At 44.0% G+C, this 12,274-nt stretch carries 7 protein-coding genes; 3 read left to right on the top strand and 4 right to left on the bottom strand.

Features of this window, described 5'->3' with window-relative positions; genetic code table 11:
• Nucleotides 1-43: 43 nt before the first annotated feature.
• From metG to B9Y77_RS02225, 4 genes are all read right to left on the bottom strand, one after another.
• Nucleotides 44-2,116 carry a methionine--tRNA ligase gene (metG, locus tag B9Y77_RS02210; RefSeq protein ID WP_085490301.1) on the bottom strand — a complete coding sequence of 691 codons (2,073 nt, stop codon included), beginning with the start codon at nt 2,114-2,116 and terminating at the stop codon, nt 44-46.
• A 116-nt stretch (nt 2,117-2,232) separates the two neighbouring features.
• Entirely contained in the window at nt 2,233-3,333 is a 1,101-nt protein-coding gene (locus B9Y77_RS02215) for a BspA family leucine-rich repeat surface protein (RefSeq protein WP_085490302.1), read from the bottom strand.
• 3 nt (nt 3,334-3,336) lie between these two features.
• The gene (locus B9Y77_RS02220; protein WP_073424285.1) at nt 3,337-3,981 is read right to left on the bottom strand and encodes a hypothetical protein; all 645 of its coding nucleotides are present in this window, start codon (nt 3,979-3,981) and stop codon (nt 3,337-3,339) included.
• 34 nt (nt 3,982-4,015) lie between these two features.
• A complete protein-coding gene (locus B9Y77_RS02225) occupies nt 4,016-5,887 on the bottom strand; it encodes a BspA family leucine-rich repeat surface protein (RefSeq protein WP_085490303.1) in 1,872 nt (623 codons plus the stop codon).
• Between the two features lie 237 nt (nt 5,888-6,124).
• On the opposite strand from B9Y77_RS02225, the gene B9Y77_RS02230 reads away from it, so the two are divergent.
• The 3 genes from B9Y77_RS02230 (at nt 6,125) to B9Y77_RS02240 (ending at nt 12,271) form a co-directional block, all read left to right on the top strand.
• Nucleotides 6,125-6,646: a nitroreductase family protein gene (locus B9Y77_RS02230; RefSeq protein ID WP_085490304.1), complete on the top strand. Its 522-nt coding sequence runs from the start codon at nt 6,125-6,127 to the stop codon at nt 6,644-6,646.
• Between the two features lie 32 nt (nt 6,647-6,678).
• Nucleotides 6,679-8,262: a bifunctional metallophosphatase/5'-nucleotidase gene (locus B9Y77_RS02235; protein ID WP_085490305.1), complete on the top strand. Its 1,584-nt coding sequence runs from the start codon at nt 6,679-6,681 to the stop codon at nt 8,260-8,262.
• Between the two features lie 730 nt (nt 8,263-8,992).
• A complete protein-coding gene (locus tag B9Y77_RS02240; protein ID WP_085490306.1) occupies nt 8,993-12,271 on the top strand; it encodes a helicase-related protein in 3,279 nt (1,092 codons plus the stop codon).
• Nucleotides 12,272-12,274: the final 3 nt, after the last annotated feature.

A 12,274-nucleotide genomic window follows, 5' to 3' on the forward strand; every position in this document is an offset into this window, starting at 1 on the left:
AGAACCCGCCGTTTGGCAGGCTCTCTTTCGTTCTTTCTATTAACTAGTGTATCCCAGCGCCGTCAGCGACGTCGCAAGTCACCGGCTTGCCGTTCACTTCAAGAGCGAGCGCGTCACAGAACACAGCGCCACCCTTTGCGGTGAGAGCAATCTTTTCGAAGTCCTTGACCTTGAGCTCGCGCGGTTCGCTCGGAGCAACACCCTTGAACAAAGCGCGGTCACCCGGCTTTGCATCTTCCGGGACGCTCACGAGTCTGCACTTGTGCGTTTCCGGTTCGAGGTCGCCTGCAAAGAGCATACCCTGGCTCATGATGCCACGGAGGGCGCTCGGCTTCAAGTTTGCGAACAAGAGAATCTTGCGGTCCTGGAGTTCGTTTGCCTGGTAGCTGCTCTTAAGGCCACTGCAAATCGTGCGGAGTTCGCCTTCGCCTGCATCGACCTTGAGTACGTACAAGCTGCTTGCGTCCGGATGGTCGGCGACTTCCTTAATTTGTGCAACACGGAGGTCCATAGCGGCCGGAACGTCTGCTGCCATAAGCGGCTTGTTCTGCTTCGGCTTGGCCTGCTGCGGTTCAGCCTTCTTGACTTCTTCTTCGATACGCGGGAAGAGCGGCTTGCCTTCGCCGAACTTTTCGCCACCCTTGAGGATGCCCCACACGAGGTCGTTCTGGTCGGTGAACTTGCTGCCGATCATGGCGAGACCTTCTTCGCTCTTGCCCGGGATGACCGGCCAGAGCATGCTGAGCGAGAGACGCACGGCTTCAGCAGAAATGTAAAGCACGGTTGCGAGTTCGTCCTTCTTGGATTCGTCCTTGGCGAGTTTCCACGGAGCCTTGATTTCGAGGTAGCGGTTGATGCTGCGGACGAGCGTCATGATTTCTTCGACGACCTGGGAAAGCTTGACCTGCGGAACCCATTCCATCACGTTTGTGCGGACGCGGTTTGCAATCGTAATCACTTCGTTTGCGGCATCATCGAGAGCGTTCGGAGCCGGGAGTACGCCACCGAAGTTCGTGAGCACCAAGCGGTGGACGCGGTTCAAAACGTTACCGAGATCGTTAGCAAGGTCGCTGTTGATGCGGCGGACAAAGCCTTCGTGCGTGAAGTTCGCGTCTTGACCGACAACCATTTCTCGAGCGAGGAAGTAGCGGAAGGCGTCGATGCCGTACTTTTCCATGTAGTCCATCGGGTTCACGACGTTGCCTGCGGACTTGCTCATCTTTTCGCCACCGTTCACGAGCCACCAGCCGTGGGCGAGGATGTGCTGCGGGAGCGGAATGTCGAGAGCCATGAGCATGGTCGGCCAATAGACGCTATGAGTTGTCAAAATGTCCTTACCGATGAGGTGGTAAGAGGCGGGCCAAATCGGAGTGCCATCAGCATAAGTCTTGTGGAAGGCGGTGGAGGCGCTCACATAGTTGAGGAGAGCGTCAAACCAGACGTAAGTCACGTAGTCCGGGTCGAACGGCAGCGGAATGCCCCAGCTGAGGCGGATCTTCGGACGGCTGATGCAGAGGTCGTTCAGCGGCTGGCGGAGGAATCCTCGGATTTCGTTCCAGCGGTAGTCCGGCACAATCCAGTCCTTGTGGCTTTCCAAGAAGTCAATCAACTTCTGCTGGTAGGCGCTCATCTTGAAGAAGTAATTCTTTTCCTTGAGCCATTCCACCGGGCGGTGGCTGATCGGGTCGCACTTGTTTTCGTCGAGTTCGTCTTCGCTGAAGAAGCGTTCTTCGCCAACGGAGTACCAGCCTTCGTATTCCTTCGAGTAAATTTCACCCTTGTCCCAGAGTTTCTGCAAACATTCCTGCACAAATGCCTTGTGTTCCGGCATCGTCGTGCGGATGAAGAAGTCGTTCTGGATGTTCATCTTCTTCCAGAGGTCTTCGAAGCGGTGGTAGTATTCGTCCACGTGTTCCTGCGGAGTCACGTTGCGCTTGGCAGCGGCGCGCTGCACCTTCTGACCGTGTTCGTCGGTACCGGTCAAGAAGAATGTCTGGTAGCCGATGATCTTGTGGAAACGGGTAAGGATATCTGCGAGAACGGTCGTGTAGGAATGCCCGATATGCGGGGCATCATTTACATAATAAATTGGGGTTGTAACGTAAAAATTCTTCATGTGCGTAAATATAGTAATTAGAGCTTAGAACTTAGAACTTAGATTTTTATGTTTTGTTCGTTTAATGAAGAATTTTTAAATGAAAAATTGTACCGTTATTCGGACACCGTAGGTGCCTAAATCAACGATTCGTCATACCACTTGGGAATTTTGCCGAGTTTTTCGAGTGCAGAACCTTCAAACATGTCGTACATGCATTTCACTTTTGAGACGTTCCAATTACTGATGTCTCCAGAGAAATGAGAATTTGTGAACATGGAGTACATTGAATTCACTTTGGATACATCCCATTTGCTGATATCGCCGTTAAACGGAGAGCCATAGAACAACTCGTCCATCACTGTTACATTGGATGTGTCGATAAAGTTCAAGTCGCAATTTGGACCATGCAACCACATTGAAGCCTCGATTAAATTGAGCAGATGTTCGCGGTTCAACGCGGTAACGTGACCATCGAAATCGGTAGAGCTTTCGATCATGAGCGGATAAACTCGATCGAGCCACTCTTTTGCTTTCCCTGATTTTTCAAATTCAGAATCGCGGAACATTCCGTGGAGGTCTAGCAAACGTTCTGTTTCCCACTTGCTGATGTCTCCTTTGAATTCTGAACATTCGAACATGCCGTTCATATCTTTCACATGGGAAACGTCCCAGTTACTGATGTCGCCATTGAACTTGGATCCGGCGAACATGCTGTGCATGTTTTTGACTTTGGATACGTTCCATTTGCTGATATCGCCATTGAAAGGGCTATTGCAGAACATGGAATACATGTATTCGACATTGGACACATTCCACTTGCTTATATCGCCATTGAATTGCGATTCAGCGAACATGGAATGCATGTCTTTGACATTGGAAACGTTCCAGTTACTAATGTCTCCGTTGAACAGGGATTCGATAAACATGGAATGCATATCTTGGACATTTGATACATTCCACTTGCTTATATCGCCATTGAATACGGATTCAAAGAACATGCCGTCCATGCGTTTGACATTGGATACATCCCATTTGCTGATGTCGCCGTTGAATTTATGAAACTCATTGTTGAAAAAGCTAAATCTACTGAACAATCCTGACATATCCGTTATGTTGGATACGTCAATAAAGTTCAAATCGCAATTGGGACCATCTTTTTCGATGGCTTTTTTGATTAGTTGTTCTAGGTGATCGCGGTCGCGGGCGATGATTGAGGTGTGGGGGGATGAGAGCATGGGTTATATTTCAAGCAGATAATACCAAAAATTTTCGTTTGCCTTATTCCATTTGATATTGTAAGATCCTTCAATTTTTACAAATGGTGGTTCAGTTGATTTTTTTGAATTTATTGGATTATTGATTTTTCCATGGATCGGCTGTTGTGCAAAAAATTGGTCGCTGTTATTATAAGAATTCTCTGATGATCGGAAAAGAGAATAAATCGGTTTTAGTTCGTCATTGGTATTTTTTTTGCCAATCACCATAAATGGTCCGCCTTTTCTGTCTGTATTTATTAGAGCTAGACAAAAAGTCTTGGTGAAAGAAAGATTCTTTTTTACAGATTCCATAAACTGAATATCTGCTAAAAATTGAAACATTCGTTTTGGGTATGCTCCATTTGTAGGATATTTTAACTCAATAGCGTATTTTTCATTATCTTTGCCGATTACGTAAAGATCCATTTCTTTTTTTATGAAATCTTTAGAATATTCTTTGCCGAATTCGGCCATAACGTTCTTTTCAAAATAAACATTGAATCCGTTGTTCCTTAAGAATATTCCAAGCTCAAACTGCAACGAAAATTCGTTGTAGATATACTCGGTGTTTAAATTTTTTTTGAGAAAGTCTTCAATACATTGTTTGATATTATTTTCTTCATTCATTTTTATTTTCTTTGCTTGTTATTCAATGTGGTGTTTACTTCATGCCCAACAGTTTTTTCCACTTAGCAATTGCTTCTTGGGTGAGTGTTTTGTTCTTGGATTTCTTTTCAAAATCGCTTGCTGGAACAGGATAATAGACATCACCGTTTTTATCTGGTTCGCTATGGTCAAAGTCGAGGATGCTTTTGATTTTCTGTCCTTTTTTATCCAAAAGGTAAAGTTCTTTTTTGCTGTCTTTGGATGTGCAACGAAGGTTGTCGCTAAAATCTTTGCAACTGCGACCTGCGGAATCGTAGTTGCCTTCCAAATAATAAGGAATTTTGAAAATAACGAGTCCTTTTTCTGTGCTTTTGTTTGGTTCAAGCAATTTTTTGACGGGCAACGCGAAAATTTTTTGCTGGCTATCGCCATGGACTACAACTTGGAATTTTTTGATTTCGCAGTTGTTGCCATATTCGTCCATGTGCTTTACAAATTCACTAGATTGAGGATTCCAATCTTGGTCGTAATCTTCTAAGAATTTTGCTCTAGTTTCGTTAAAGTCTATGCAATACCAGAAATTTCCGCCTTTTGCATTGCCGTTGCCGACACCCCAAGATTCGAGTTCTGTAAATTCTGTGCCTTCCCAGTGGATGTTGAATTCAAGACCCTTTTCTGCCATATCTTTATAGACTTCGATTGGCGGTGTTTTAGCTGTTTTGAATGTTGTTTTTCCACTTAAAATTTTGTTTAATGCAGCACCTTTTTTGCCAAAAATTTCAGGAATGTTTTTTTCATTATAGATGCTGTTGAATTTTTTGATTTGAGCATCGCTCATGGTGATTGTATTCAACATAAACAAGTTTTCGGGCTTTTTTGTGGATGGCTTTTTTTGTGATGCATTCTTGCTTTTAGAGACCCCTTTGGGAAGGTTATCGCTTTTTTCAAGCAAAGAATCACTGAAAATGACCTTCTTGTTTTTTACTTTTGAAACATCCCACTTGCTGATGTCACCGTTGAATTGAGAACGTGCGAACATGTAGTCCATGTCGGTCACGTTAGACACGTTCCAGTTGCTGATGTCGCCGTTGAATATAGATTCAGCAAACATTCCTTGCATGTTTGTGACTTTTGATACGTCCCAGTTGCTGATGTCGCCGTTGAATTGAGATCGTCCGAACATGAAACTCATGTTGGTCACGTTAGACACGTCCCAGTTGCTGATGTTGCCGTTGAATTGAGATCGTCCGAACATGAAATTCTTGCCGGCTTCGAACATGAAACTCATGTCGGTCACGTTAGACACGTTCCAGTTGCTGATGTCGCCGTTGAATTGCGAATCAGTGAACATGTTGCTCATGTTGGTCACGTTAGACACGTTCCAGTTGCTGATGTCGCCGTTGAATTGAGAACCTGCGAACATGTAGCTCATGTTGGTCACGTTAGACACGTTCCAGTTGCTGATGTCGCCGTTGAATTGAGAACCTGCGAACATGTAGCTCATGTTGGTCACGTTAGACACGTCCCATTTGCTGATATCGCCGTTGAATTGAGATTCATCGAACATGTAGCTCATGTTGGTCACGTTAGACACGTCCCATTTGCTGATATCGCCGTTGAATTGAGATTCATCGAACATGTAGCTCATGTTGGTCACGTTAGACACGTCCCATTTGCTGATATCGCCGTTGAATTGAGATTCATCGAACATGTAGCTCATGTTGGTCACGTTAGACACGTCCCACTTGCTGATGTCTCCGTTAAATTCCGATGAATGAAATAACCAACACATGTCTGTTATGTTAGAAACATCGATGAAATTGAGATTGCAATTAATACCTTTTTCTTTTATGGAGTCTTCAATCAATTTTTTTAGATGCTCTTTGTCTTTTGCGACGACTTTTTCTTCGGTCTTTTTTGTTGCCATTGTTTAATTCCTTATTTTACCTAATGGAATATATCCTTTTTTCGTAAGAATATTATAGAATTTTGACGCACCTCGTTTTATTATCGTTCGTGAAGTGGTCTTTTGTCGAGATATTTTTGGAAATATTTTAATATAATTGCTAAGAGGAATGCTTTCTATAAACATTGTTGACAGAGGTATATTGTTTTTATAGATATACAGAAAAAGGAAAGATACAGAAAAAGGAAAGGAGTACTTATGTCATTTATTGAATTGGCCAGAAATCGTTTTAGTTGCCGTGCTTTTAGCGAAAAAGAAGTTGAACCCGAAAAACTGATGCAGGTTCTCGAAGCGGGCCGTATCGCTCCGACGGCGGTAAACGGTCAACCGGTGTTTATCAAGGTTCTCCAGTCTCCCGAAGCGCTCAAGAAGATTCGTGGCATCACGCGCATGGCGTATAACGCTCCTGTGGTGCTTATGGTCTGTTATGACGACAATAAGGTCTACTCTCCGACGACCTACATGGACGATTTCAAAAGTGGCATTATGGATTCTAGCATCGTCACGACTTCGATGATGATGCAGGCGACAGACCTTGGGCTTGCAACGCTTTGGGCTCGCGGTTTCAATGCTTCTCACATTGAACATGAATTTGGCTTCCCGGAAAACATCAAGCTTGCTTGCCTTTTGGACGTTGGCTATGCCGACCCGCAGAACGGTGTGCCGTCACCTCGTCATGACGTGCGCAAGCCGATGAGTGAATTTGCCGAAAAGCTTTAATACGGGCAAAAATTTGCAATTATAGAGGGGTTATGAATAAGCTAAAGTACTTGTTGCCTTTGGTTGTTTTTGGCGTATTTTCTTGTTCAGGGAAACAGCCTCAAGTTGAAGGGCGTTCGAATGCTTTGGCTTCGCCTCGGAGCATCGTAGTTGTTTACGAAAACGATGTTCATTGCAATATGGATGGCTATGCAAAATTTGCGGGTCTTCGCGATGCGATTGCGGATACGGCGGATGTCTTGACGGTTTCGTCCGGCGATTTCTTGCAGGGCGGAGCGATGGGGAGCATTTCTCGTGGCGGCTATGTTGTAGCGCTCATGAATGCTGTCGGTTACGATGTCGTGACGCTTGGTAACCATGAATTTGATTATAAGATTCCTCGCTTGATGGAACTTTCTGATTCCTTGAACGCAGCAATTGTTTGTGCGAACCTTGTGCAGAAAGGAACTTTGACGCCGCTGTTTAAGCCCTACGTTTTAAAGCAGATTGGCGCAAAAAAAATTGCATTTGTCGGAGTGCTGACACCGCAAACTTTAGTGGGGGAGGCTTACGCGTTTACGGATGAATCGCTAAAGACTTTGTACGATATTCCTACAAAGGAAATTTTCAATTTAGTGCAGTCGGCGGTTGATGATGCGCGTAAAGCAGGCGCAGATTACGTGATTTTGCTTTCGCACTTGGGGCTTGTGCCACCGGTGAGTTCTGTTGAAGTTGTTCAGAAAACGATGGGGATAAACGCTGTGTTGGACGGGCATTCGCATAGTGTTGTTGTCGAAGAGTTTATTGCAAACGCCAATGGCGACAGCGTTCTTGTTTCGCAGACGGGAACGAAATTCCAGAATGTCGGGGTGCTGGATATTACTCGCAATGGGAAATTCCACTCTCGGTTGATTCCGATGGATAGCGTCGTTGCAGAGAACCAGAAAGTCGCAGCAGCACACGATAGCTTGCGTTCTTTGACAGCCGCCGATTTACAGAAGGTTGTCTCGAATACGAAATTTGATTTGACAATCAATGGCGATGACGGAAAACGTTTGGTTCGCAAGGGCGAAACGAACTTGGGCGATTTGGCGGCGGATGCCATGCGCTTTTCAGTAGGGGCGCAAATTGGAATTGAAAATGGCGGGAGTGTCCGCGTGACGATTCCTGCGGGCGCAGTGAAATATCAAGACATTCTGAATGTGATGCCATTTGCAAACGGCATGTGCTTGATTCGTGCAACCGGGCGTCAGATCAAGGAGGCGCTTGCTCAAGGAGCTTCGAAATTGCCTGAGGAATCCGGCGGATTCTTGCAAGTTTCGGGACTCCGCTATACGGTTGTCGTTGATACGAAAAATGGTGGTGATGCGGCGCGAGTACGCGTTGAAAATGTGCAGGTAGAAACCGAGAACGGCTTAGTCGCTATTGACGAGGAGGCTTTATATACGGTCGGATTGTCATCTTATGTGGCGTATGAGGGCGGTGAAATTACAGCCTTCCGCGGAAGTGAAATCATTATGGATAAGGTGATGACCGATGATGAAGCGATGGTGAAATTCTTGAAAAGCTTGGGCGACGATATCCCTGAAGCTTATCGAAAACCACAGGGGCGGATTGCGGTGAAATATGATAGGTAGGGGGTGAATTATGGTTTATAAAGGCGGTTTCCGCATGATTCCTGCTATCGTTTGTTCAATCTGAACGATAATCAGTATAACGGATTTTTTCAAGGGACTTTGGGACTAAGTTGTAAATTATGCATTTTTTGTTTTTTTTGCAATCTATCGTTTGCATTTTTTTCTTATATTACGCTTTGACATAGGGTAATGCAGGAATTTTGGGTTCAGTTGGCGGTTGTCTTTTATGCCATTCCGGCTTCCGAACAGGAATCTGTTTCTGCAACACTCGTTTGAAGAGTTTATTAGCTCTTGTTCTCACATTGAAATCGGGAAAATTTCAAATTACACGAGGACAAGGCGAACGCTCACGTGAATACGATTTTCAAGCCGTAGCAATGCGGTTCGTTTAGGCGTATTTCGACAAGAACAGCAACGTTCATCGTGTCATTGCGAGCCGAAGGCGAAGCAATCTATACGAAACTTGCTGTGTTTTCTGTCGCCCGCTTTGGGACGTGGGTCGTTTGCTTTTATCGTGTAAGGGCCCTTTCCCGAGCCTCAATGTGGTAAATTGCAGCGACCTGCGTCCTTTTCTTTTTTCAAAGAAAATCGCTAGTTCGGGAATTATTTGTTCCGCCTGTAAATTTCATCGAGCAAGAGCGCAAAGTGCGATTTGTGGTTTTGCGTAATTTGTCTGACGCCGTCGGCTTTTATCGCTTTGCTACGGATTGTGCAAAGGGCGATTTGAAAGATGACGGTGATAGACAATATCAACCAGAAGTTACGCGATGACCTGGCTTTGGAAATCAAACAAGGCAGCAAGGTTTCGATAGCTGCATCCTGTTTTTCGATTTATGCTTATCAGGAACTCAAGAAGCAATTAGAAAACATCGAAGAGCTTCGCTTCATTTTTACATCGCCGACATTTATCTCAGAAAGTTTTCCCAAAGAGAAAAAAGAATTCTTTATTCCGCGATTGAACCGCGAACGCAGTCTTTACGGCTCTGATTTTGAGGTACGACTTCGTAACGAATTGTCTCAGAAGGCAATTGCACGCGAATGTGCGGAATGGATTCGTGAAAAGGCTCGTTTTAAATCGAACTTTACAAGCGAACACATGCTCGGATTTGCGAACGTGGATTCCACATCTTATTCTCCACTGCGAGGATTTACAACGGTTGACTTGGGTTGCGAACGAGGCGACAACATTTACAACTTTGTGACCAAGCTTGAAGCCCCTCATTCGTCACAATTTTTGCAGCTGTTTGATTCCTTATGGAATGATTCAGGCAAAATGCAAGATGTGACGGAAACAGTCATTGAAAACATTTCCGCAGCCTATAACGAAAATTCCCCTGCGTTCATTTACTTTGTCACGCTTTACCATATCTTTAGCGAGTTCTTGCAAGACATTTCCGAAGACACTCTTCCGAATGAAAAATCGGGTTTTAAGCAGAGCAAAATCTGGAATATGCTTTACAATTTCCAAAAAGATGCTGCTCTTGGTGTTATCAATAAGCTTGAAAAATACAATGGATGCATTTTAGCCGATAGCGTTGGTCTTGGGAAAACGTTCACCGCTCTGGCTGTCATCAAGTATTACGAAAACAGGAACAAGTCTGTATTGGTTCTATGCCCTAAAAAGCTTGCGAACAACTGGAATACGTACAGAGGTTTTTACGAAGATAATCCTGTTTATGAAGATCGCCTCGGTTATACGGTTCTTTTTCATACGGACTTGAACCGAGAATCTGGAGATTCCAATGGAACGGACCTTTCGCGTATTAAATGGAGTGCGTTTGATTTAGTTGTGATTGATGAATCGCACAACTTTAGAAACGGTAGCAAGTACAAAACGTCAAAAGGGAAAATGGTCGATGATGATTTCGAGCTTGACGAAATCGACAAGATGAACCGTTATGCGACTCTTTTAAATAACGTAATCAAACAGGGTGTAAAGACTAAAGTTTTGATGCTTTCGGCAACGCCTGTGAACAATCGTTTTAACGACTTGAAAAATCAGCTTGCGCTCGCTTACGAAGGCAAAGAAGAAAACATTAATGACAAACTTTCGACAGATAAAGGAATTGGAGAAGTTTTCAGAAATGCACAAAAAGCCTATAACACGTGGAGTAAGTTTGAAGCAAAAGACCGAATGACCGAAAATCTGTTAAAGCTTCTCGATAGCGATTTTTTCCGTGTACTCGATGCCGTGACAATTGCACGTTCCCGTAAACATATCCAGCGCTATTACGATACCGCTGATATCGGCAAATTCCCGGAACGCTTAAAGCCGATTAGCAAAAGTCCAAAGCTGACCGATGTTTCCGGCGTTTGCGATTACAATAAGGTTTATGAGCTTCTCTGCAAATTAGACCTGAGCGTTTATACACCGACTAGTTTTATACTCCCCAGTTGCCGAGAAAAATACGAATTGGCCGATGATGAATATCGTTCACTTTCGCAGGCTGGGCGTGAACAGGGCATTCGCCGATTAATGAGCATCAACTTGCTCAAACGTATGGAAAGTTCTGTCTATTCATTTAACATTACAGTCAAGAAAATTAAAAAACTAATTGATTCTAAAATTCAGGAAATCGATGAATTTATTAAGCAAAAGACTAGTCATCAAAAAATTGAATTAGCGGAATTTGCAACTGGAAATTTTGTAGATGATTTTGATGCGGATGACCAAAACGATGACGTTCTTTATGGAGTAAAAAAGCACCTTCGCATTGATTTGGCTGACATGGATTATGTTTCGTGGCGAGCTTCACTTGCAACGGACTCCGCTTTGTTAGATAGTCTGCTTTCGATGACATCTGTCGTGACGCCTGAACACGACGGAAAATTGCAAGAATTGCTTTCACTCATTAAGAATAAAGTTGAAAGTCCTATTAATGATGGCAACAAGAAAGTCATTGTATTTACTGCATTCGCCGATACTGCAGATTACCTTTACACGCATGTTTCTGCATTTGTAAAAGCGAAATTTGGCTTAGAAACCGCAATGATTTCGGGAACCGAAGAAGGCCGCACCACCGCTAAGCTCAAAAAGCGTGACATGAACACAGTCCTGACTTGTTTTTCTCCGATTTCAAAAAATAAGGCGGCCATGAAATCCAAGGAGACTGCGGTCATTGATATATTGATTGCGACAGATTGTATTAGTGAAGGCCAAAACTTGCAGGACTCGGATTACTTGGTGAATTACGACATCCATTGGAATCCGGTTCGTATTATTCAGCGATTTGGACGTATTGACCGCATTGGTTCAAAGAATGATAAAATTCAACTGGTGAATTTTTGGCCCGACGTGACTTTGGACGAATATATCCAGCTTAAAGCACGTGTTGAAGCGCGTATGAAAATCGTCGATATGACCAGTACGGGTGACGACAATATCATCGATGAAAATGAAAAAGCCGATTTGGAATATCGTAAATCACAACTTCAAAAACTCCGTGAAGAAGTTGTGGATCTTGAAGAGATGAACGGTGGCATTAGCATTACCGATTTAGGCTTGAATGAATTCCATTTGGATTTGCTGGATTACGTCAAGAAACATCCCGACATTGAAAACGCTCCGCTAGGTTTGCATTCTGTGGTTCAAGCGACAAAAGAGAATCCGCCTGGCGTGATATACGTACTAAAAAATCGTGTAAAAGACGTGAATATCGATAAGCGGAATCCAATTCATCCCTTTTACATGGTGTATATCACCGATGACGGCAACATTGTTTGCAATCATCTGAATCCGAAAAAGTTACTCGACGAAATGCGTCTCTTATGCAGGAACCAAGCGGAACCTATAGCTGGCTTATATCGGTTGTTTAATAAAGAAACGCGAGATGGTCGCGATATGAAGAAGTATTCCAAGTTGCTAGGGGAAGCTATTGTATCGCTTGTGGCAAAAAAGGAGGAGTCGCAAATGGATTGTTTCTTGAATGGCGACTTTGTGGATTTCAAGAGTGAAGTTGTCAAAGGTCTTGACGATTTTGAATTGATTTGCTTTTTGGTGGTACGCTAGGAT

The sequence above is a fragment of the Fibrobacter sp. UWB13 genome, assembly GCF_900177805.1.
Taxonomy (GTDB): domain Bacteria; phylum Fibrobacterota; class Fibrobacteria; order Fibrobacterales; family Fibrobacteraceae; genus Fibrobacter.

Bases quoted from the DNA above. Each gene is read 5' to 3' on its own strand.
- B9Y77_RS02220 (WP_073424285.1), bottom strand. From the start codon at position 3,981: ATGAATGAAGAAAATAATATCAAACAATGTATTGAAGACTTTCTCAAA.
- B9Y77_RS02215 (WP_085490302.1), bottom strand. From the start codon at position 3,333: ATGCTCTCATCCCCCCACACCTCAATCATCGCCCGCGACCGCGATCAC.
- B9Y77_RS02230 (WP_085490304.1), top strand. From the start codon at position 6,125: ATGTCATTTATTGAATTGGCCAGAAATCGTTTTAGTTGCCGTGCTTTT.
- B9Y77_RS02225 (WP_085490303.1), bottom strand. From the start codon at position 5,887: ATGGCAACAAAAAAGACCGAAGAAAAAGTCGTCGCAAAAGACAAAGAG.
- metG (WP_085490301.1), bottom strand. From the start codon at position 2,116: ATGAAGAATTTTTACGTTACAACCCCAATTTATTATGTAAATGATGCC.
- B9Y77_RS02235 (WP_085490305.1), top strand. From the start codon at position 6,679: ATGAATAAGCTAAAGTACTTGTTGCCTTTGGTTGTTTTTGGCGTATTT.
- B9Y77_RS02240 (WP_085490306.1), top strand. From the start codon at position 8,993: ATGACGGTGATAGACAATATCAACCAGAAGTTACGCGATGACCTGGCT.